Genomic DNA, 22861 nt, shown 5'->3' on the forward strand with positions numbered 1-22861 from the left:
ATGCAATGCCAACGTTTAGTACTCGCCCTGCTGCTGATGCTGTCGGTGTCGCCGTTGATGGCGGCAGACGGTGCACCGGGGCGTGGCCTGAAGGAAATACCCGATCCCGAACTGAACCTGATGCGTGGCCGCTACACCGTCGGTGGCAACAACGTGGCGTGGTTCGGGGTGACGATGATTTCGCAGTGGCAGGGACCCAACGGTGCGGTGGTGCAGGGCGCGCTGACCCTGGGCATGGATTTCCGCAATGGCGGGACACCGAAACTGAGCTTCCAGCCCAGCGTCCACGTCACTGCCGCTGACGCACCGTTGCCGACCACGGCAGGGCGCAGCATCGACAGTACCGGCCTGGCCAATGCCAGCGGACTGGTGCAGAGCGTGCAGGTGGCCGGCGATGGCAACACAGCGCGCAACGTGACCACGCTGACCGTGCGTGATGGCGCGGTGCCGACAGCGATGACCGATGACGGCAGCCGCATGGCGCAGGCACAACAGGGTGGCGCTACCGCCACGGCCATGCTCGATGGCAACCAGGCGCGCCTGCTGCTGCAGGTCGACGGGCAGAGCCTGGTACAGCAATGGATCCGCAATGGCAGCGTGGGGCAGGGCATTGCTCTGGCCGGCGATGGTCAGACCGCCAGCAACCGGCTGCAGCTGGAGCTGGTACGCAATACCGCGGCCAACAACCTGCCCTTGAGCCAGAACGTGGCCCAGGCGATCGGGATGAACCGCGGCATGGGCCCAGGCCAGTAACACGGCCTGGTCGGGGGGAATCGACGTACAACGCAGGTCACCGACATGCACACTCTCTACCGGCTTACTCCGCTGGCGCTGGCGGCGCTGGCGGTCACTGCCTTCGCCCAGCAGCCCGCGCCCAGTGACGGCGCCGACATGCAGGCATTGATCGCGCAACTGGAACAGCTCAAGGCCAATTACGCACAGGAGGTCCGCCGCCTGCGCGAACTGGACATGCAGGTGCAGGCGATGCAGGCGCGGCTGAGTGGTCGCGCAGGTCCCGGTACGACGCCCGCAGCGCCGTTGGCGCCCGCTGCAGCATCCGCCGTTCCGCCCAGCAGCGAAGGCTATGCCAGCAGCGCGGCCGAGGCACAGCAGGCCAAGCAGGAGGCACGGCGCAGCGTGGACGACGTCAAGCAGCAGCAGGCGGCGTTGTTCTCGCGCCGGTTCACCATCGAGAACGGCCTCACCTATGCGCGCTACGACCGCAAGCAACTCACCCTCAACGGCTTCCTCGCCCTGGATGCGATCTTCCTCGGCAACATCGCGATCGAGAACGTCGAATCCGATTCGCTGACCTACAACCTGGCCGCGCGCTGGGGCGTCAGCCCCAACCTCACCTTGAACCTGGACGTGCCATATCTGGCCCGGCGCACGGTCTACCAGAAGGGCGGTGCCGGCGGTGCAGCAGCGGCGATCGCGCAGGAAGAAACCAACGGCAGTGGCATCGGCGATGTCAGCCTGAGTGCCAATTACCGGCTGTTCGCCGAACGCGGCTGGCGCCCGGAGACGGTACTGACCGGTGGCGTGACTGCTCCAACGGGTCGCGCGCCCTATGGCCTGGACTGGAAAGTGATCGAGCGCGATGACGATGACTACATCCGCTTCGCGGTGCCGCAGGAACAGCCGACCGGCAACGGGGTGTGGCAGGCCAACCTGGGCGTGTCGATGGTGAAGACCGCCGATCCGGCCATCCTGTTCGCCAACGCCGGCTACATCCATTCGTTCCCGCGCGGCTTCAGCGATATCGACAGCAACCCGGATACGGTCAACCCCGGTGACGTGAAGCTGGGTGGTTCGGTGTACTTCGGTGCCGGTGTGGCATTCGCGTTCAACGAGCGCACCAGCCTGAGCATTTCCTTCAGCGACAAGATCAGCACGCGCGCCTCGACGCGGTTCAAGGGCGGTGAATGGGTGAAGGTGATCGGCAGCGATGCCAATGCGGCGTCGCTCAATCTCGGCGTGACCTACGCGTTGAACCAGCACACCACGCTGGTGACGATGCTGGGCATCGGCCTGACCCCGGATGCGCCGGACTTCACGCTGGCCTTCAAGGTGCCGTACATGTTGTAGGCGGGGCGGCCGGGCCATGCCCGGCTGCTTCAAGCTGCCAGCGGTCAGCGCTGCGCCGGCAGCTCAAGATGATGTTTGCGGCACAACCGATAGACCGTCACCCGCGAGATCTGCATGTGCCGCGCGCACGCCGACACGTTGTAGCCATGCTGGCGCAGGGCCTGCAGCAGTACATCGCGCTCCACCTGGCCACGCGCATCCTGCAGCAGCGCGCGCCGTGCGGGCGCATCGGGTTCGACCAGATCCAGGTCGGCCGCGCTGATCAGTTCTCCCTCCGCCACGATCGCCGCCCGCTGTACGCGGTTCAACAGTTCTCGCACGTTGCCCGGCCAGTCGAACCCACGCATCGCCTGGCGCGCGCCAGGATCGAAGCCACGTGCACGGCCGGCATGACGTTGGCGGAATGCGCGCAGGAAGTGTTCGGCCAGCAACAGGACATCGGCGCCACGTTCGCGCAGCGATGGCATCGGCAGGCGCAGCACATTGAGGCGGTAGTAGAGATCGCGCCGGAAGCGGCCGTGGGCGACCGCCTGCTCCAGTTCGACATGGGTGGCCGCCAGCACGCGCACATCCACCCGCAGTGGCTGGTTGCTGCCCACCCGTTCCAGCGTGCCCTCCTGCAGCACCCGCAGCAGGCTGGTCTGCGCATCCGCGGGCAGGTCGCCAACCTCATCGAGGAATACGGTGCCGCCGTGGGCCGCTTCGAACAGGCCGATGCGACGCTGGGAGGCACCGGTGAAAGCGCCACGCTCGTGGCCAAACAGTTCGGACTGGACCAGGTTGGCGGGAATGGCGCCGCAGTTCACCGCCAGGAAGGGCTTTCCCGCACGCCCGGACAGCGCATGCAGCGCCTGCGCGGCCAGCTCCTTGCCGGTGCCGGTCTCGCCCGTCACCAGCACCGGCAGCTCGACCGGGGCGAACTTGTGCAGGGCAGCGCGGACGGCCAGCAGGGGGGCGCTGTTGCCGATCAGTGCGGGAAGACCGCCACCGTTGTGGTTCGCGGCAAGCGGCACGTCGTCGCCGTCGCACTGGCGCTGCATCGCCGACAGGAGATCGGGAAGCTCCAGCGGCAGAGAGAACTGATCCTGGCAGGCCCGCAGCAGCGCCCCCCAGGCCGGTGGAGGACTGCCCAGCCCCGCGGGCAGCACGGCCAACCACGGCAGGTGATGGTGCTTTTCGATCCACGGCAGCAGCAACTGCGCCGCCTCTGCATCCAGATGGCGAAGATCGACGACGGCGACCAGATGATCGCGGCCGCGCAGGCCAATGGCCATGGCAGGCGCAGGGCTGACACAGCGAAGTTGCCAGCCGGCGGCCGCCAGCGCGCCGCGCTCGGCTGCCGGTGGCTGGCCAAACCAGATCACGCAGCGCGATGGAATCTCCAGGCTTGCCGCCATGCCTTCCCCCAGCATCCGGGCAACGCGAGCGGCAGACGGGCCATCTCAGCGTGCCGCCCCACGCCGGGATGCTGCGGCCGCACGTGGGTGGCCGGTTGCGGCCCAACCGGACCGTGACATCAATGACCAACGCAGCATGCGTCGACCAGCGGCCATGCTTTCGGTCAGCCAACAAAAAAGCCGCTGCAGGGCAGCGGCTTGTCAGGTCACGCGTGGACGGCCTCGAATCAGAGATCGACCCGGCGGGCCTGCATGAACTTGTTGCCCCAGTAGCCACTGAGCAGGGTGTCGACGCGGACGTCCTTGCCGGTGCTCGGGGCATGCAGGAAGCGGCCGTCGCCCACATAGATGCCGACGTGGTCGACCCGGCCCTTGCGGCCGAAGAACACCAGATCGCCTGCGGCCAGGGCGGCGCGGTCGTTGATCAGTTCGGCATTGGCGTCATGTGCCATTTCACGCGAGACGCGCGGCAGCTCGATGCCCAGAGCCGAGCGGAACACATAACCGACCAGGCCGCTGCAGTCGAAGCCGCTGTCTGGATTGCTGCCACCCCAACGGTAGGGGGTGCCAAGCAGGGTCATGGCCCGGCGCAGCAGCGACTGCACCTTGCCGTTGTCGGCAGCGTTGCCGACAACGACGCTGCCATTGGCGGCGCTGCTGGTGTCGTAATTGGCGAGCAGGCGGCTGAGGTCACCGGCCACCATGGCCGAGCGGTCCATCAGGGGAATGGTGTCATTGGCGGCCAGATGCGGCAGCAGGGCGGCCAGGGTGGCGCTGGCGGCGGCATCGGCGCGGCTGCGCTGCGGAGCGGTGGCGTCGGCCTTGGCGGCTGCGCGGGGGGCGGTCTCGGCGGTCGAAGCCGGGGTCGCATCGGTACGGGTGGGAGCGGACTGCGACCAGGCCGGAAGGCTGGTCAGACACAATGCCAAGCCCAGCAGAAGCGGGCGGACACTACGCGAAGAAGCGGCGGTCTGGCCTTGGCACGTCGGGTCGTTTGTCGTCACGCGTCGGTCACAAGGAAAAAAACGATGGGGCATCATGCCCTGTAAAAGCGGTAATAAGTTAAAAATTCCGTTAGTAAATCGTTAGTTTCATAGTGATGGTTGTCACAGTTTTGAACATATCGCCTGTTCATTTTAGCGAAGGACGCGTTTTGCCCCTGTGTAGTGGTCCTTCCAATAGGGGCCGCTGAGCGAATCCAGGCGGACCGTTCCGCCGGTGCTCGGGGCATGCACGAATCGACCTTCGCCGACGTAGATCCCCACATGACTGACACTGCCGCGGCTGCCAAAAAAGACCAGGTCGCCGGTTGCCAGGCGCTTCGGGTCGATCTTCGGGCCCTGTACCGCCGCCAGGTCGCGTGAGGTCCGCGGCAGCTTCAGGTCCAGCATTTCACGGTAGACGTAGGCGACCAGGCCGCTGCAGTCGAAGCCGGATTCGGGCGTGTTGCCGCCGTAGCGGTAGGGCGTGCCGACCAGGCTGATGGCACGCATCAGCACCGAATTGGCGGCCTCGGGGTTGTCCGGTGTGGTGCTGGGCCAGCTTGCCGCAGGTGGTGGCGGTGCGGAACGGACGGCCTTGCCGCCACCACAGGCGGTCAGCAGCAGGGGCAGGGCGAGCAGCAGGGCGGGCGCGAGGCGCCGGCGCGTGCCGGACGAAACTGGCGTGATGTGCATGTTCTCCGGATAATGCGCGACCTTGGATTGGCCGTCATGATGGCGGCGTCCCCGCCGGGCGACAACCCGCCCCAACCCGCCTGCCTCCGGCAGATCCAGACAGAGTTGCGCATGAAGATCGAAAAAGACCGCGTTGTCCGCTTCCACTACACCGTCTCCGAGGCCGGCCAGGAGCCGATCGAATCGTCCAAGGACCGCGGCGAGCCGCTGGCGATCCTGATCGGCCACGGCAACATCATCCCGGGCCTGGAAAACGCCATGATGGACAAGGAAGCCGGCGCGACCTTCGACGTCGACGTCAAGGCGGCCGATGCCTACGGCGAGCGCCGTGATGGCCTGTCCCAGCGCGTGCCGAAGAAGCATTTCGGTACCGCCAAGCTGGTCCCGGGCCAGCAGGTCGTGCTGCAGACCAACTTCGGCCCGCGTGCCGTGACCGTGCAGAAGGTCGGCATGAGCGTGGTCGACGTCGACCTGAACCACCCGATGGCCGGCAAGGACCTGCATTTCGACGTCGAGATCGTCGACGTGCGCGAAGCCGGCAAGGAAGAGCTCGAACACGGCCACGTCCACGGCGACGGCGGTCACCAGCACTGATCGCGCTGCGATCGTGATGGCAGCAACGGCCCGCTTCGGCGGGCCGTTGCGTATGTGGAACAGGGCGGAGCCATCCATGGTCCGCAGGCCGGCGGCATAATGACGGACCTGCACGCCGGATGCCCCGTGAACACCGCTTCCCCTTCCCTGCAACCGGTGGCTTCCGGCGAACGCATCGCCCTGCTGGACGTACTGCGCGGGTTTGCCCTGCTGGGCATCCTGCTGATGAACATCGAGGCCCTCAGCGGGCCGCTGGACCTAGCCTTTACGGGCATCGACGCGCATTGGCAGGGCATCGACTACTGGGCCGATGCCTTCGTCTATGTGTTCGTGCAGGGAAAATTCTTCACCCTGTTCTCGCTGCTGTTCGGGGCGGGCTTTGCGGTGATGGCCCAGCGTGCCGAGGCAGCGGGCCGCCCGTTCACGCCGTTCTACCTGCGCCGCAGCGCCGGGCTCCTGCTGATCGGCCTGTGCCACGCACTGCTGGTCTGGTCCGGCGACATCCTGGTGTTGTATGCCTTGGCCTCGCTGCCGTTGCTGGCCTGCCGCGAAGCACCGCGCAGCTGGCTGCCGTGGATGGGGCTGCTGGTGTATGCACTGGGTGTCGCGCTGATGCTGCTGGTCGGCGCAATGGTGTCGATGGCCACCCCGCAGGACCTGCAGAAAATGCTGGTCGATGCGCAGCAGGGCATCGACCAGCAACGTCTGGTGTATGGCCAGGGCGACTGGATGCAGGCCAACGTGCAGCGCCTGCATGAGTTCGGCGCGTCGCTGGGCGGCATGTTCATTTCCGGACCCGAAGTGCTGGGCATGTTCCTGCTGGGTGCCTGGTTCGCTGGCAGCGGCGCATTGACCGCGCCCGAGCGTTTCCCCCGGTTGTATGCCGGCCTGCGCTGGGTCGCGCTGCCTCTGGGCCTGCTGGTCACCCTGGCGGGTGTGTTGTGGAAGCCCTATCTGGCGCCGGGTGTCTATGACCTGCCGACCACTGCGGCAATGGCACTGGTGGCCGTGGGTGGCGTGCCGATGTGCCTGGGCTACCTGGCCTGGATCGTGCACTGGCGTGCGCGCATGGGCTGGCTGGCGCCGGTCGGCCGGATGGCGCTGACCCATTACCTTGGTCAATCGCTGGTCTGTACGTTGCTGTTCTATCACTACGGGCTGGGGTGGTTCGATGCAGTGCCGCGTGCCTGGCAGCTGCTGTTGGCATTGCTGCTGTTCGCTGTGCAGGTAATCCTCAGCCATCTGTGGCTGCGCCGTTTCCGCTTCGGTCCGATGGAATGGCTGTGGCGTGCGATGACATACCAGCAGTGGCCGGCGATGCGCCGTGAGGCCGCGCAGGGGTGATCGATGCCGACTGCGCGTGCATCGTCCTGTGCGGCTGCGCGCATCGCCAAGCATGCCGTTGTACACCCTCACGTCTGGCCTGCAGCGGAGCATGGCATGCTCGCCGCAGCATGAGCGCCTGCGCCAGCCAGCTGCCTGTCGATCTTTTCTGCGGGCGCGCGCCCGTCATCGATCCTGTTCCCTGTCGACCCGAGCGATTCCGATGAACACTCCTTCTTATGACTACGATCTGATCGTCCTTGGCGGCGGTTCCGCTGGCCTGGCCGGTGCCATCCGCGCTGCGCAGCATGGCAAGCGTGTTGCCCTGCTGGAGCCGGGCGAACTGGGCGGCACCTGCGTGAATGTAGGCTGCGTGCCGAAGAAGGCGATGTGGCTTGCCGCCGATCTGGCCGAGCGCATCGGCCTGGCCAGCGCGATGGGCTTCGACGTGGAGGCGCGTCCGGCGCTGTCGTGGAAGGAACTGGTGATCCATCGCCAGGCCTACATCAGCAACATCCACACCAGTTACCACAAGCGCCTGGATGAAACCGGCGTGGTGCGCATCCCGGCCCGTGGCCATCTGCTGGATGCGCACACCGTGGCGTGCAGTGATGGCGTGCAGTACAGCGCTGCACAGATCCTCATTGCTACCGGCGCCCATCCGCAGCGGCCCGACATTCCCGGCGCCGAACTGGGCCTGGTGTCCGACGATTTCTTCGACCTGCGCGCGGCACCGGCCGAGGTCGCGATCATCGGCGGCGGCTACATCGCGGTGGAACTTGCCGGGCTGTTGCAGGCGCTGGGCAGCAAGGTGAGCCTGCTGGTACGTGGCAGTCGCCTGCTGGAGCGCTTCGACTACGAGCTGACCGCGCAGCTTGCCGAGAACCTGCGCCAGCAGGGTGTCCGCATCCACTTCGATTACCGCCTGCGTGAGTTGAAGCGCGAGGGCGAACGCGTGCGCGCGTTCGGTCATGATGGTCCGATCGACAGCGTGTTCGACGCCGTGTTCTTCGCGACCGGCCGGCGCGGCAACAGCAGGGATCTCGGTCTGGAGGCACTGGGCATCGGCATCGGCGAACACCAGCAGGTAGAGGTGGACGAGTGGCAGACCACGGCGGTGCCGAGCGTGCATGCGGTCGGTGACATCGCAGGCAAGGTCGGCCTGACGCCGGTTGCCGTGGCTGCATCGCGTCGTCTGATGGATCGTCTGTTTGGTGGCCGCCCGGACGCGAAGATGGACTATGACAACGTGGCCAGCGTGGTGTTCTCGCACCCGCCGCTGGGCGCAGTGGGCATGAGCGAGGAAGACGCACGTGCGCGCTTCGAGCAGGTGACGGTGTACCACAGCCGGTTCCGGCCGATGCTGCAGGCACTGGCCAACGGCACCCAGCGCAGCCTGTTCAAGATGGTCTGTGCCGGGCCGGAAGAGCGTGTGGTGGGTGTACACCTGCTGGGTGAAGCGGCCGACGAGATCCTGCAGGGTTTCGCGGTGGCGGTGAAGATGGGTGCGACCAAGGCCCAGTTCGACGACACGGTGGCGATTCACCCGACGTCTGCTGAAGAAGTGGTGTTGATGCGCTGAGCCGACACTCACGGTAGTGCCGGCCGCTGGCCGGCAACAGCAACAGCAACAGCAACAGCCAAAGCAACAGCAAAAGCGTGCTTCCTGTGGGATGGCGGGGTGGGTCCGGTGGCGGGGGACGCCGTAAACCCATCCGTGGGGGCTTGGCCGCGGCATCCATGCCGCGGACACCCCCGCAACCGGACCCACCCCGCCTTCGACAGATTTCCGCGATCTGTCGGAACGGCGTTCTGTGTTGCTGTTGGTGGGTGTCGGCCTTGGTCGACACGTAGATCCACGCCATGCGTGGATCAGGAATTGCAGTGGGCATGAACGGGAATCGGATCGTTCGCCCGGAAGTGCCATGAGACAATTGGAAGCTATCCGGCTCCTTGCAGCCGCCCGTGCGGCCCGTCTTCTTCCTGATGTCTACCTCTTCCACCCGCATTGCCACCACGTCCCCGCGTATCGCCCTGGGCGGCATCGGCCTGGCTGCGATCGGCGCCGTTGCCGCTTCGGGCAAGGCCATCATCGTCAAGCTCGGGCTGCGCCATGGCGTGGATGCCACCACGCTGCTGGCGCTGCGCATGCTGATGGCGCTGCCCCTGTTCGCGCTGATGGCGGTGTGGGCGTCGCGCCGTGCGGAGCGATTGTCCTGGGCTGACCGCGCACGCGTGCTGTGGCTCGGCTTCACTGGTTACTACCTGTCCAGCCTGCTGGATTTCCAGGGCCTGCAGTACATCAGTGTGACCCTGGAACGGTTGATCCTGTACTTGAACCCGACCCTGGTGCTGCTGATCAACGTGCTGCTGGCGCGGCAGCGGCCGGGTCGCTGGCAGATCGGTGCGCTGGTGCTCAGCTATCTCGGCGTGCTGATCGCGTTCGGCCATGACCTGCAGCGCGAAGGTGGGCAGATCATTCTCGGCAGCCTGCTGGTGCTGGGCAGTGCGCTCAGCTATGCGCTCTATCTGTTCGGCAGCGGTCAGGTGGTCGCCCGTATCGGCGCGGTGCGTCTGACCGCCTATGCCAGCTGCGTGGCCAGTGTGCTGGTGCTGCTGCATTTCACCATCACCCATCCACTGCCGTTGCTGTGGCAGGCACCCGCTGCGGTGCAGTGGCTGTCGCTGATCAATGCGACGGTCTGCACCGTGCTGCCGGTGCTGGCGATCATGCTGGCGGTGCAGCGCGTCGGCTCGTCGCTGGCCGCGCAGGTGGGTATGCTGGGCCCGGTTTCCACCATCGTGATGAGCCTATGGCTGCTCGACGAACCGATGGGGCCGGCGCAGATCGCCGGCACCGTGCTGGTCCTGCTCGGCGTACTGCTGGTGACGCGGCTGCGCCGCTGACACCGGAGCAGGCGCGTGCGCGCATCCTGGCGGTGATCCATGCGATTCCGCCGGGACAGGTGATGGGCTACGGCCAGGTCGCAATGCGCGCGGGCCTGCCCGGACGCGCCCGGCTGACCGCGCGCATCCTCGGCCAGAATGAGGATCCCACACTGCCCTGGCACCGGGTGCTGCGCTCGGATGGGCGCATCGCCATGGCCGAAGGTTCGGCCGGCTGGCGCGAACAATCGCAGCGGCTGCGTGCGGAGGGTGTCGTCGTGGAAAACGGCCGGGTGCGGATGCCCGCGACCGACCCGGCGGCGGCGCTGGATGCGGCCGTATGGGGACCGGGTTGATCGCTGCCTGCGACTGAACGGGCGACCGTCCGCTCGGGTCAAAAAGGGCCGGTGCTGCGGCTATGATGGAGGCCGTTCCATGCCGGTGTCCCCATGTTCCCGCGACTGCCAACCGTTACCAAGGCCCTGTTGATCGCCAACGCGATCCTGTTCCTGCTGCAGCAGCCGTTCCTGCTCGGCATGCAGACCTTCGAACCGTTCATGCTGCAGCCGCTGCAGCAGGGCTTCGATGCGTTCTCGCCGGGTGGCAACTTCCAGCCGTGGCAGCTGCTGACCTACGGCTTCCTGCATGGCAGCTTCGGGCATCTTTTCTTCAACATGCTGGCTGTCTTCATGTTCGGCGCGCCGCTGGAACAGACCTGGGGCGAGAAGCGCTTCCTGATCTACTACCTGGTGTGCGTTGTCGGCGCCGGCCTGTGCCAGTTGCTGGTCGGCACGATGCTGGAGAACCCGGCCACGGTGCTGGGTGCTTCCGGTGGTGTGTTCGGCCTGCTGCTGGCCTACGGCATGCTGTTCCCCAACCAGCGGGTGATGCTGCTGTTCCCGCCGATTCCGATGAAGGCGCGTACGTTCGTGATCCTGTTCGGCGTCGGCGAGCTGGTGCTGGGCATGACCGGCTGGCAGCCGGGCGTGGCCCACTTCGCGCACCTGGGCGGCATGCTGTTCGGCTGGCTGCTGATCCGCTACTGGCGTGGCCAACCGCCGTTCAACAAGCGTCGTCCCCCCGGCCCGCCGAAGCGCCCGAACCATCTGCGCAGCGTCAAATGAGCCGCAGGCTCATTTGACGCGGGTAGGTGCCAACCTTGGTTGGCACGCTTTGACGCCGGTAGATGCCAACCTTGGTTGGCAATCACCTCTGCCACGTTGTGCCAACCAAGGTTGGCGCCTACCAACAGCAGGTCATGCAGGCGGCGGGTTGTACCCACATCCACGCATGGCGTGGATCTACTGGTCCTGCAGCACCACCTGCGCCGCATTGTGCCCGGGCGCACCGGTCACCCCGCCGCCCGGATGCGTGCCCGCTCCGCACAGGTACAGGCCGGGCAGGGCGCCGCGATAGCCGGCCTGGCCGACCATCGGCCGTGCCGAGAACAGCTGGTTGGCGCTGAGCGCCCCGTGGAAGATGTCGCCGCCGATCAGCCCGAACGTCCGCTCCAGATCCAACGGTGAAAGCGCCTGCCGACCGAGCACGCTGTCGGCGAAGCCGGGGGCATAGTGATCGACGGTAGCGATCATCAGGTCGGCGACGGTATCCCGGTGGTCATCCCAGTGACGACCATTGGGCAGCTCCGGCGCCACGTGCTGGCAGAACAGGCTGGCCACATGCTGGCCGGGTGGCGCCAGCGAGTCGTCCAGTGTGCTCGGAATCAGCATCTCCACGATCGGCTCGCGCGACCAGCCATCGCGGCGTGCATCCAGCCAGGCACGGTCCATGTAATCCAGGCTGGGCGCCATGATGATGCCGGCACTGAGGTGGTCGCCCGGGCCGGGCAGAGCGCGGAAATCCGGCAGTCGCGACAGTGCCACGTTCATCCGGAACGTGCCCGAGCCGCAGCGCCAGTTCGCCATGCGTTCGCGGGTGGTGGCGGGAACCTGCGCAGGCTGCAGCAGCTGTTCGTACAGCAGCTTCGGATTGACGTTGGCCACCACCGCACGTGCGCGCAGGCTCTCACCGCCGGCCAACGCGACGCCGACCACGCGTCCGTCTTCAACCAACAGGCGCTGCACGCCGGCATTGACACGCAGCTCAGCACCTGCCGCACGCGCGGATGCGGCGATGGCCTGGCTGATCGCACCCATGCCACCGATGGCGTGGCCCCAGGCACCCTTGACCCCGTTGCACTGGCCAAACACGTGATGCAGCAGCACGTAGGCGCTGCCGGGCGTGTAGGGGCTGGCGTAGTTGCCAACAATGCCATCGAAGCCGAACAGGGCCTTGATCGGCTCGCTCTCGAACCAGCGGTCCAGGTATTCGGCGGCCGACAGCGTGAACAGATCCAGCAGTTCCTGCCGCAATGCAGGATCGAGTGCGGCCAGCTCGCGCCCCAGCCGGCCCATCTGCCACAGCGCGGGCAGCGCGCGCCAGCCAGCTGTCACCCCGAGGTCGGGCGGCGGACGTAGCGCCCAGTCGCGCAGCACGTCGGCAAATACTTCCAGGCGCGCTTCATAGGCGGGCAGCGCCTGCGCATCGCGCTCGGAAAATTTCGCCACTTCCGCCTGGGTGCGGCCCGGTGCAGACAGCAGGTAGCGACCATCGGGCAATGGCAGGAAGTTGTTGGCCGGCCGCGCGACGATGCGCAGCCCGTGCGCATGCAGCTGCAGTTCCTCGATCACCTTCGGCTGCAGCAGCGACACCGTGTACGAGGCCACCGAGTTGCGGAAGCCGGGATGGAACTCTTCGGTGACCGCCGCACCGCCGAGTACACCGCGGCGCTCCAGCACCAGCACCCGTTGCCCCGCGCGCGCCAGGTACGCCGCACACACCAGCCCGTTGTGGCCGCCGCCAACGATGATCGTGTCCCACGTCGTCATGCGTTGCGGATCGCTGCTTCAATGGTGGCGATGTCGATCTTCTTCATCGGCATCATCGCGTTGAAGGCGCGCTTGGCCAGGGCCTTGTCCTTGCTGGTCACCGCTTCGATCAGCATGCGTGGGCTGATCTGCCAGGAGATGCCCCAGCGATCCTTGCACCAGCCGCATTGGCTCTCCTGGCCACCGTTGCCGACGATGGCATTCCACAGGCGATCGGTCTCGTCCTGGTCCTCGGTGGAAATCTGGAACGAGAACGCTTCGCTGTGCTTGAAGGTCGGGCCGCCATTGAGGCCGACACAGGGGACACCGCAGACCGTGAATTCGACGGTGAGGACGTCGCCCTGCTTGCCATCGGGGAAGTCGCCTGGCGCGTGATGCACGGCGGTTACTTCACTGTCGGGAAAGGTCTTTGCGTAGAACGTGGCGGCCTCGAGCGCACCGCTGTCATACCAGACGCAGATCCTGTTCTTGTGAGCCATGGCGGGGCTCCGCAGTGGACGAAGGCGCAGCGATAGCATGGGTCGTGTTAATGCCGGATCGTGCTGCACTGCGGGAGCTGGCGGCGTCGCGCTACCATGGGCAGACGACACGACAGGGACGATGCGTGAAGATCCTGATTCTGGGTGGATATGGGGTGTTCGGGGGGCGTCTGGTCCGCTTGCTGGCGGACCTGCCGATGCTGGAACTGCTGATCGGTGGCCGCAACCTGGCGGCGGCGCAGGCCTTCTGCACAGGCTATGTGGGGCAATCGACACTGCGCCCGCTGCAGGTCGACCGGCAACAGTTGGCCACGGCCCTGCAGGCCGAGCGACCGGACCTCGTGGTGGATGCCTCCGGTCCTTTCCAGGACTACGGCGAACATCGCTACGCGGCGATCGAAGCCTGCATCGCTGCCGGCATTGATTATCTGGACTTCGCCGACGCCGCGGACTTCGTATTCGGCGTTTCGCAGTACGACGCGCAGGCCAGGGCGGCCGGCATCTACGTGCTGTCCGGCGTCAGCAGCTTCCCGGTATTGACTGCGGCGGTGCTGCGCGAGATGGCCTCGCACATGGACATCGTCAGCGTGGAAGGTGGCATCGCGCCATCACCCTATGCCGGCATTGGCCTGAATGTGATGCGTGCGGTGGTCGGCTATGCCGGTTCGCCGGTGAAGCTGCGCCGCAATGGTCGCGATGGGCACGGCATCGGCCTGGCCGAGAGCCGCCGCTTCACCGTCGCGGTGCCGGGGCGACTGCCGCTGCGCAACCTGCATTTCTCGCTGGTGGATGTGCCCGATCTGCAGGTGCTGCCACCCGAACATCCGACGATGACCGATATCTGGATGGGAGCTGGCCCGGTGCCGGAAATCCTGCATCGCGTGCTGAACCTGCTGGCCAAGGCGCGTCTGCACCTGAAACTGCCGTCGCTGGAGCCGTGTTCGCGGTTGTTCTACACCGTATTGAACCTGATGAAGTTCGGCGAACATCGCGGCGGCATGATCGTCCGCGCGGTAGGCACCCGCGGTGGCGCGCGCGTCGAACAGAGCTGGCACCTGCTGGCCGAGGCCGATGACGGTCCGTACATTCCGTCGATGGCGATCGAGGCGGTAATCCGCAAGCAGCTGGCCGGTGATCGGCCGACGCCCGGGGCGCGCGCGGCCACGCATGCGCTGGAGTTGAGCGACTACGACCGCCTGTTTGAAGGCCGCACCATCCACACCGGTTTCCGCCGGGACATGCCGGGTGCCAGCCTGTACCAGCGCGTGCTTGGCAGCGCATACGCGCAACTGCCGGCCAGCGTGCAGGCGTTGCACGCACCGTCTGCAGCCAAGCGCTGGAGCGGCACGGCATCGGTCGAACGTGGTCGCGGGCTGCTGTCGCGGTTGCTGGGGAAGGTGTTCGGCTTTCCCGCGGCGGGCGAGAGTCTGCCGGTCAGTGTGGAGTTCACCCCGGAGGCCGGCGGTGAGCGCTGGACGCGGACCTTTGCCGGCCGTCGTTTCTCTTCGCTGCAGACGCAGGGGCAGGGGCGCAACGAGGCACTGCTGGTCGAGCGCTTCGGCGTGATCTCGGTAGCGTTGGCGCTGCTGGTCGACAACGGGCGGCTGCAACTGGTGCCACGACGCTGGTCGCTGTTGGGCATGCCGTTGCCGCAATGGCTGCTGCCGGGGGAAAACAGTTTCGAGAGTGATGAGGACGGATGCTTTGTCTTCGACGTGGAGATCGGCGCGCCAGTGGTGGGGCGGATCGTGCATTACAGGGGAACGCTGGAGTCGGGTTGATGCCCATCCACGCCTGGCGTGGATCCACCCCAGGCAACGGCAGTAGATCCACGCCATGCGTGGATGGCCAGAACCACGAAAAAGGGCGCCCGAAGGCGCCCTTTCCGTTACGGCTATCGCATCAACCTCAGCGCCAGACCTTGATCTGCTCGGCGTCGGTACGCTGCATCGGCTGGCCCGGCTTGCAGCTGAAGCTGGCGCCGAACGCCGGCAGGTTCGACAGCGGGCCGTTGGCGCGCCAGCGGCCCGGTGCACGGATGTCGGCGGTCAGGCGGCGTGCGGCCTCGTTCGGCGACAGCTGCTGCGGCCACAGCGCGGCCCAGGCGCGGAAGAAGCCCTGCTGCTGTGCCGGCTTGGCCTTCGGCTCCTGCGCGGTGTAGGCGGCCCAGGCCAGTTCCAGACCGGCGATGTCGGCGAGGTTCTCTTCCTGGGTCAGCGTGCCGTTGACCTTGGCCCCCTTCACGCCGGGGAACTCGTAGGCGCCGTACTGCGTGGAGACACGGCTGCCGAGCAGGGTCCAGGCGGTCTTGTCGGCCGGCGTCCACCAGCTGCGCAGTTCGCCCTTGGCATCAACCAGTGCACCCTTGGCGTCGATCGCGCGGGTCAGCTCGTGGCCGACCAGGCCGCCGAAGCTGCCGAACTTGTCGGCGGCATCGGCCTTGGCGTTGAACACCGGGCCCTGCAGGATCGCGGCGGTGACGATCAGCCGGTTCTGCGCCAGGTCATAGGCCAGCGACGGCTGCTGCGGCAGCACGTCCCAGCGGCGGTCGGCGTTGCCCTTGCCGATGCGCTTCATTTCCTCGCGGTGACGCCAGGTCGAAGCGATCAGCATGTTGCCGCCGAACGAACCACGGCCCATCGGCTGCACGCTGTAGTCCAGGTCGCGCAGCGGGGTGCCGATCTCGATCTTCAGCGCGGCCAGCTTGGCCTGCGCTTCGGTCTTGGCCTCGGCGCTCATCCAGCTGTTGTTCTTGACCGCCTCGATCTGCACTTCGCGCACCTTGTCGACGATCCACGCCGCCTGGCGACGGTCTTCGGCAGACAGGTAACGCGCGGCGTATTCGCGGCCGACCATCGGGCCAGCGGCCACGTTGATTGCGTCCAGCACGCTTTCCCAGCGCTGCGGCGGCAGGGTCTCACCACGCAGCACGCGGCCACGGAATTCGAACTCCGCATCGCGGTACGCCTTGGACAGGTACGGCGCCATCGAGTCGCCCACGCGCCAGCGCAGGTAGGCCTTCCACTGGTCCGGCTTGAGCTTGGTGACCATGCCGTCGAGCTGCTTGAACAGCGCCGGATCGGCCAGCGAGACCAGGTCATCGTTGACGCCCTGTGCCTTCAGGAACGCATCCAGCTGCAGGTTGCGATAGCGGCTGTTGAGGTCCTTGGTGGAGATCGGCGCGTAGTTGTTGAACGGGTTGTTGATGCCCGCCAGCGACTGCGCGTTGCGGGCCAGTTCGGTTTCCAGCGCGATCACCGCCTGCGACTCGGCGTCCAGCTTGGCCGCCGGGGTGCCGGTCAGTGCCAGGATCTGCTTGACGTAGTTGCGGTAGCGGCCCATCAACGCGACGGTGTCGGCGTCGGTGCGGGTATAGAAGGCCGGATCAGGCAGGCCCATGCCACCCTGCATGAAGTAACCGATGTGGCGGTCCAGTGCCTTCAGGTCCACGTCCGGACCGAAGTTGAAGGCCACCGGGATGCCGACCTGATGCAGCGCAGCGATCGAGGCGGGAATGTCCTTGGCCTTCTTGATCGCGTTGATGCGGGTCAGCAACGGCGCGATCGGGTTGGAACCATCGGCCTCCACTGCAGCTTCGTCCAGGCCGCTGGCCCAGAAGTCGCCCAGCAGCTTCTGCACGTTGCCCTGCGGCGCCTTCATCGAGGCGTCCAGCAGCTCACGCTGCTGCTGACGGCTGCGGTCGACCAGCTGGCCCAACGCGGTGGCGGCACCGATCTGCGGCACCGGGTTGGCCTTCAGCCAGCCCGCGTTGGTGGCGTCGTAGAAATCGCTGCACTGCGCACTGACGGCCGGGGCGCGCGCGGCCTTCTTCTTGGCGGCGAACGCATCGTGGGTCGGAACCAGGGTCGCCAGGCTGATGCCCAGGGCGATGGCAAGCGGACGGAAGTTGGGCATGTAGAACGAATCCGTGATGGATTGAGGGCGGGCGAACTATAGCAAGCCGGGCATGGGCGCGGCATGCACGCATCACGGTGCATCCGCCGGGCATGGCCCGGCGCTACCGGGTGGGTGGCATGGGCACGGCATGCACGCATCACGGTGTTTCCTTGGCGCCATGCGCCAACCCAGGTCGGCATCCATCAACGGCTTGGGCCAGCGCCGGCGCCAGTAGAGCCACGCCACGCGTGGATGGTTGGCGCCGCAAAAAAACAAAGGCCCGGGAAATCCCGGGCCTCTGCAGGCAAACCGTGGCCTCAGCCGTGGCTTACCAGATCACCACCTGCGAGTCGCCGGTGCGCGACATCGGCGTACCCGGCTTGCACTGGAAGGCCGCGGTGAAGGTCGGCAGGTTCGACGGCGCACCGATGGCGCGGAACTGCGCCGGCGCGTGTGGGTCGGTTGCCAGGCGGACCTTGGCGTTCTCCGGGGTGTACTTGGTGCGCCACACGGTAGCCCAGTTGAAGAAGAAGCGCTGATCGCGGGTGAAGCCATCGATCTTCGCGTCTTCCTTGCCGGCCGACGCCTTCTGCAGTGCGTCGTAGGCGGTGGCCAGGCCACCCAGGTCGGCGATGTTCTCGCCCAGGGTCAGATGGCCGTTCACGGCCTGGCCGTCAACCTTGTACTGATCGAACTGCTTGACCAGCTTGCCGGTCAGGCCAGCGAAGTTCTTCGAATCGGCTTCGGTCCACCAGTTCTCGAAGTTGCCGGTCGGCCCGAAGCGGCTGCCCTGGTCGTCGTAACCGTGGGTCATTTCGTGGCCGATGACCGCACCGATACCGCCGTAGTTCAGCGCGTCGTCGGCCTTCGGGTCGAAGAACGGCGGCTGCAGGATGGCGGCCGGGAACACGATCTCGTTCTGCAGCGGGTTGTAGTAGGCGTTGACCGTCTGCGGGGTCATGCCCCACTCGGTCTTGTCCACCGGCTTGCCGATCTTGGCCAGGTTGTACTGGTAGTTGAACGCGGTGGCCGCGCGTACGTTGCCCAGGTAGCTGTCACGGTTGGTCTGCAGGCCCGACCAGTCACGCCACTTGTCCGGGTAACCGATCTTCGGAGTGAAGGTTTCCCACTTGGCGATGGCCTTGGCCTTGGTCTCTTCGCTCATCCAGGACAGGCCCTGGATGCGTTCCTTCAGCGAGGCGGCCAGGTTCTTCACCAGCTCTTCCATCTTCGCCTTGGCTTCCGGCGAGAAGGCAACCTTCACGTACAGCTGGCCGAAGGCTTCGCCGGCGTCGCTCTCGATGGTGCCCAGCACGCGCTTCCAGCGCGGCTTCTGTTCCTTCTGGCCATTGAGGGTCTTGCCGTAGAACTCGTAGTTTTCCTGCACGAAGGCATCAGCCAGGTACGGCGAAGCGCTGTCCACGGTGTGGAAGCGCAGGTAGGCGCGCCACACCGACGGATCGGTGTCGCCCAGCGCCTTGCTCACTTCCTGGTGGAAGGCCGGGATGGCCAGCGAGAACTTCTCCGGCGCGGCCACGTTCTGCGACTTGAAGAACTCGGTCCAGCTGAAGTTCGGGGTCAGCGCATCGGCCTCGGCCAGGCTGACCGGGTGGTAGTACAGCGAGACATCGCGCGACAGCTCGACGCTGGACTTGGATGCCTTGGCCAGGCGGGTCTCGAACTTGACGACTTCTTCAGCCTGCTTGGCAGCATCGGCAGCGGCGACGCCGGACAGTTCCAGCACCTTGGCCACGTGGGCCTGGTAGGCCTTCAGCTTGTCTGCCTTGGACGCGTCGGTATAGAAGGTCTTGTCCGGCAGGCCCAGGCCGCCCTGGCTGGCGTAGGCCATGTTCACGGCCGAGTTCTTGAAGTCGGCTTCGGCGCCGAAGCCGAACAGCACGTTCTCGCCCTTGGCGGCGCTGGTGCGCAGGTAGTTGGCGATGGCGGCCTTGTCCTGCAGGCCATCGATCGCAGCCAGGTCGGCCTTCAGCGGCTCGATGCCCTGGGCGTTGACCTTGGCTTCGTCCATGCCGGTGGCCCACAGGTCGCCGACGATCTTCTCGATGCCGGCCGGGTTCTTGACCTGCGCGACCTGCTCGGCCAGCTGGTGCTGCACGGCCACCGAACGCTCGTCGAGGATGGTGAAGGCGCCCCAGCTGGTGCGGTCGCCCGGAATCTCGTTGGCGGCCAGCCACTTGCCGTTGACGTAGTCGCCGAAGGCGGTGCAGGCGTCAAGGTTGCTGTCCAGATCGCTGGCCTGGAAGGCGTTGTAGGCGGGCAGCTTGCTCTCGTCGAGCTTGTAGGTGGTGGCGGCGTCGGCCGCGGCCGGCGTGGAGGCGGTGGCATCCTTTGCCGGGGTTTCGTTCTTGCCGCAGCCGACCAGCGCGGCCGAAACGGCCAGGGTCAGCAGCACGATCTTGGGAGTACGGGTCACTTGAATGGCCTCCAGGCCGAGTGAGTCAGGGAAGGGCCGTGGTGACGGCCGTGGGCCGAACGATACGCCGCCGGCCCGCACTGCAAGGGTGTCGAAGGTCATGGCCGGGCGCAAGGGCCTTGCCGGCACCGGAAAAAGACAGACCCGGCAAAAGCCGGGTCTGTCGGGGGTACTGCATTTGTTGCTGGATCAGAACTTGTACTTCAGACGCACGAACGGGGTGCGGCCGTAGTAGTCGTACTGGGTGGCGAACGGGTGGGTGTTGCCGTAGCGCGAGGAGTACACGCTGCTGGAGATCAGCGGCGGCTTGGCATCGAACACGTTCGAGACGCCCACCAGGATCTGCCAATCGGCCTGCTCGTAGCTCACCGAGGCGGTGTGGTACCAGCGGCTGCCAGCGGTGATGTCACGGTACGAATTCGGACGACCCTGATAGGTGAAGGTCTCCGACAGGTCCGGGTCCTGGGTCGACGCGATGTACTGGGTCATCCAGTTGTAGGTCCAGTCGCCGCGCTCCAGGCTCAGGCCCAGGTTGCCGACTAGGTCCGGGCGACCGAAATCACCCAGCTGATCGGACGAGGACAGGCCGCTGGCAGCTGCGCTGTCGAACAGCTCGGCGGTGTCTTCAACCGTATAGGTGACCTGCGAATCCAGCGAGAACTTGCCGAAGCTGAACTCGTGTTCCCAGTTCAGGGTCAGATCCCAACCGCGGGTACGCTGGCGGTTGATGTTCAAGTACTGCGCGTACACCTCGGTGACCATGTTCGCGTTGGCACCCGAATTCGGGTTACGACGCATCAGGTCGCAGTACCGGTTCGGATAGGTGGTCGACTCGTAGCAGCCTTCCAGGATGGAGGCTGCACTCAGCGCGGTGATCTGGTCGCTGACTTCGCAGTCGAAGTAGTCGATCGCGATGCTCAGGTCAGCAAATTCCGGGGTGAACACCAGGCCGAGGCTGCGTGCACGCGAGGTTTCCGGCTTCAGGTCGCCGCCAGCGCCGCCGCGGGTGAAGACGGTGGCGCTGCTGTTGCCCGCAGCGGTGTAGTCGCCCGGAATACCGGCAGCGGCGCAGTTGGCAGCTGCGTTGCTGTTGTTGCCTTCGGCCCAGCGGATGCAGGGATCGATGGCGGTCTGCGCCTGGAAGCCGGTCTGGTTACCCAGATACAGCTCGTACAGGCCCGGTGCACGGTAGGAGGTGCCGATGGTGCCGCGCAGACGCAGCGACGGGATGATCTGCCAGTTGACGCCGAACTTCCACACCTTGTCCGAGCCGGACACGGTGTCGTACTTGAAGACGCGGCCCGAGCCATTCAGCGACAGCGACTCGATGCCCGGAACGCCCTTGATGACCGGCACGTCCAGTTCCAGGAAGGCTTCCTTCACCTTCTCATCGCCCTTGGTGCGACCCGCAGTGGTCGAACCCCAGATGTCGGCGAAATCGGCACCCGGCTGGTCGTCGATCTTGTAGTTGCGGTACTCGACACCGACGGCGGTGGCCACGGCACCGGCCGGGAGATCGAACAGCTCACCACTGAACACGGCGTTGACCGTGGTCTGATCGTAGGTGGTCTTGCCCTTGGCCCAGACGCCGAGGATCGAGACCAGCTCGTCGACCTTCGAGCCATTCAGATAGCCAGGATCGAAGTAGTTCGCCGCTGCGGTGCCGGTACCCGGACGGCCGATGTCGCCGCTGATCGAGTTGCGGATGCCGAGGTTGCTGTACTTGCCACTGGAGTGGCTGTAGTTGGCGTTGACTTCCCAGCCCCAGGTGCTGCTGCCGAAGCCGCCATCGAACTTGTTGGCGAAGTAGTAGTAGTCAACTTCGGTCTCCGAAGCTGACTTGAACGGCAGCACCGGCTGGGCGCGGGTGGTGGTGCCCGGGATCAGCACGGTCGGGAAGAACTGGCGCCAGGCGAAGTTGTCCGTGGTGCGGTTGTTGTACAGGAACTGGGTCTTCCAGTTGAACGAGTCAAAGCCGAAGTCAGTGGCAAAGTAGACCGTCTTGCGCTCTTGGCGGTTGATGATCTGGCTCTGACCATAGGCCGGGAAGTTGTACGGCTCCTGATAGGTCGCCAGCGGATTGCCGTTGGCATAGGTCTGGTTCGCGCGCGGACGATAGCCCGGGAACGGACCGACCGTGCTGCCATCAGTGCTGGGCACGTAGCGGGTAGCGCCGACGTCGATGACGTTGTGCAGCATGTTCTGGCAGTTGGCCAGATTGGTGCCGGCCAGGATCGAACGGTCAACGCGGTCGATGCGGTTGCCCTTGTCGTCCCATACGATGTCTTCAGCGCACTTGAAGAAATCGCGGTCGCCGCGGGTCAGTTCGTTCTGGCGATACCATTCCACGGCGGCAACGATGCTGCCGTTGTCGAAGTTCCAGCCGTTGGCCAGCGATGCGGAGAACACTTCGCCGCCGCCCTCGGTCGGAACGCGACCGCTGATGGTCAGTTCCGGACGTTCGAAATTCTTCTTGGTGATCAGGTTGACCACGCCGGCCACGGCGTCGGAGCCATAGATCGAGGACGAACCGTCCTTCACGATCTCGGCGCGCTGCAGGACAGCGGTGGGCAGCACGTTCAGGTCGAATGCGCCGACCGCGCCGCGGGTGCCGGCCGGGCCGGGACGCTGGCCGTCCAGCAGGATCAGCGTGCGGTTCGCGCCCAGGCCACGCAGCGAGAAGGTCTGTACGCCGGTACCACCGTTGGTGGTGAAACCACCGAACTGATTGGTGATCTGCGTTTCGGCGGCGCCGATCGCCGACTTCTGCAGGAATTCACTGACGCTGGTCTGGCCCTGGGCGGCATTGCGCTCGGTGTCGATGGTGAACACCGGCGAGGTGGTCTCGTAGTCCGCCCGACGGATCAGGGAGCCGGTGACCGTGACCTTGTCAAGGTCAGTTGCCTTCTTGTCAGACTTCGAAGCACTTGACGCCGCTGCTTCCTCGCGGGTGGATTCCTGGGCCAGCACCGGAGCTGCCTGCAGGCAGGCAAGCACTGCCAGGGCGAGCGGCAGGCGGCTGGGCGTAATAAGGCGGTTGGTCTTGCGCATTGTGTCGGATCCCCACTTGTTATGCTTCGGTTAACGGAGTGTATGCACAGCGTAAATTAAATGCAACATGAATACCCTCGTTGTGTAACTCACTGTTGCTAAGGGGAAATTCAGGGGTTCGGGCGTGAAAAAACCCCACTGGCCTGAC

General features: G+C 65.9%; 17 protein-coding genes. 9 read left to right on the top strand and 8 right to left on the bottom strand.

The features are described from left to right. Complete coding sequence (locus HFK18_RS10825) at positions 1-753, top strand: hypothetical protein (protein ID WP_180166288.1); 753 nt, start codon at positions 1-3, stop codon at positions 751-753. 45 nt (positions 754-798) lie between these two features. After that, the gene (locus HFK18_RS10830; protein WP_180166289.1) at positions 799-2088 is read left to right on the top strand and encodes a transporter; all 1290 of its coding nucleotides are present in this window, start codon (positions 799-801) and stop codon (positions 2086-2088) included. A 44-nt stretch (positions 2089-2132) separates the two neighbouring features. On the opposite strand, the gene HFK18_RS10835 is transcribed toward HFK18_RS10830, so the two are convergent. From HFK18_RS10835 to HFK18_RS10845, 3 genes are all read right to left on the bottom strand, one after another. Then, positions 2133-3485, bottom strand: coding sequence for a sigma-54 dependent transcriptional regulator (locus HFK18_RS10835; protein WP_180166290.1), 1353 nt, complete (start codon positions 3483-3485; stop codon positions 2133-2135). A gap of 227 nt (positions 3486-3712) precedes the next feature. Beyond that, on the bottom strand, positions 3713-4489 hold the full coding sequence (locus HFK18_RS10840) for a C40 family peptidase (RefSeq protein WP_180166291.1): 777 nt from the start codon (positions 4487-4489) through the stop codon (positions 3713-3715). Between the two features lie 132 nt (positions 4490-4621). Further along, positions 4622-5161 (bottom strand): C40 family peptidase, encoded by a 540-nt coding sequence (locus HFK18_RS10845; protein ID WP_049466242.1) that lies wholly within the window; start codon positions 5159-5161, stop codon positions 4622-4624. Positions 5162-5272: 111 nt separating this feature from the next. Here HFK18_RS10845 and HFK18_RS10850 point away from each other — a divergent pair, with 111 nt between their 5' ends. The 6 genes from HFK18_RS10850 to HFK18_RS10875 all read left to right on the top strand — a co-directional run bounded on the left by HFK18_RS10850 (position 5273) and on the right by HFK18_RS10875 (position 11088). Next, positions 5273-5755, top strand: a complete 483-nt coding sequence (locus HFK18_RS10850) for a peptidylprolyl isomerase (RefSeq protein ID WP_025876084.1) — start codon at positions 5273-5275, stop codon at positions 5753-5755. Positions 5756-5854: 99 nt separating this feature from the next. Next, positions 5855-7099 carry a DUF418 domain-containing protein gene (locus HFK18_RS10855; RefSeq protein WP_180166292.1) on the top strand — a complete coding sequence of 415 codons (1245 nt, stop codon included), beginning with the start codon at positions 5855-5857 and terminating at the stop codon, positions 7097-7099. Between the two features lie 202 nt (positions 7100-7301). Continuing rightward, on the top strand, positions 7302-8660 hold the full coding sequence (gorA, locus tag HFK18_RS10860) for a glutathione-disulfide reductase (RefSeq protein WP_180166293.1): 1359 nt from the start codon (positions 7302-7304) through the stop codon (positions 8658-8660). A 404-nt stretch (positions 8661-9064) separates the two neighbouring features. Further along, positions 9065-9985, top strand: coding sequence for a DMT family transporter (locus HFK18_RS10865; RefSeq protein ID WP_100554164.1), 921 nt, complete (start codon positions 9065-9067; stop codon positions 9983-9985). Beyond that, on the top strand, positions 9892-10320 hold the full coding sequence (locus HFK18_RS10870) for an MGMT family protein (protein WP_240196465.1): 429 nt from the start codon (positions 9892-9894) through the stop codon (positions 10318-10320). The genes HFK18_RS10865 and HFK18_RS10870 overlap by 94 nt, the downstream gene beginning before the upstream one ends. A gap of 93 nt (positions 10321-10413) precedes the next feature. Next, positions 10414-11088 (top strand): rhomboid family intramembrane serine protease, encoded by a 675-nt coding sequence (locus tag HFK18_RS10875; RefSeq protein ID WP_180166294.1) that lies wholly within the window; start codon positions 10414-10416, stop codon positions 11086-11088. Between the two features lie 177 nt (positions 11089-11265). Here HFK18_RS10875 and HFK18_RS10880 read toward each other — a convergent pair whose 3' ends face one another. Continuing rightward, on the bottom strand, positions 11266-12852 hold the full coding sequence (locus HFK18_RS10880; protein WP_180166295.1) for an NAD(P)/FAD-dependent oxidoreductase: 1587 nt from the start codon (positions 12850-12852) through the stop codon (positions 11266-11268). Further along, positions 12849-13331 carry a VOC family protein gene (locus HFK18_RS10885; RefSeq protein ID WP_180166296.1) on the bottom strand — a complete coding sequence of 161 codons (483 nt, stop codon included), beginning with the start codon at positions 13329-13331 and terminating at the stop codon, positions 12849-12851. The genes HFK18_RS10880 and HFK18_RS10885 overlap by 4 nt, the downstream gene beginning before the upstream one ends. 125 nt (positions 13332-13456) lie before the next feature. Here HFK18_RS10885 and HFK18_RS10890 point away from each other — a divergent pair, with 125 nt between their 5' ends. Continuing rightward, complete coding sequence (locus HFK18_RS10890) at positions 13457-15112, top strand: SDR family oxidoreductase (protein WP_180166297.1); 1656 nt, start codon at positions 13457-13459, stop codon at positions 15110-15112. A gap of 127 nt (positions 15113-15239) precedes the next feature. On the opposite strand, the gene HFK18_RS10895 is transcribed toward HFK18_RS10890, so the two are convergent. The 3 genes from HFK18_RS10895 to HFK18_RS10905 form a co-directional block, all read right to left on the bottom strand. Next, positions 15240-17246 (bottom strand): M13 family metallopeptidase, encoded by a 2007-nt coding sequence (locus HFK18_RS10895; protein ID WP_180166298.1) that lies wholly within the window; start codon positions 17244-17246, stop codon positions 15240-15242. Positions 17247-17556: 310 nt separating this feature from the next. Further along, positions 17557-19662 carry a M13-type metalloendopeptidase gene (locus HFK18_RS10900; RefSeq protein WP_100553135.1) on the bottom strand — a complete coding sequence of 702 codons (2106 nt, stop codon included), beginning with the start codon at positions 19660-19662 and terminating at the stop codon, positions 17557-17559. 189 nt (positions 19663-19851) lie between these two features. Then, entirely contained in the window at positions 19852-22713 is a 2862-nt protein-coding gene (locus HFK18_RS10905) for a TonB-dependent receptor (protein ID WP_180166299.1), read from the bottom strand. Positions 22714-22861: the final 148 nt, after the last annotated feature.

Source organism: Stenotrophomonas sp. SbOxS2 (assembly GCF_013416715.1).
Taxonomy (GTDB): domain Bacteria; phylum Pseudomonadota; class Gammaproteobacteria; order Xanthomonadales; family Xanthomonadaceae; genus Stenotrophomonas; species Stenotrophomonas lactitubi.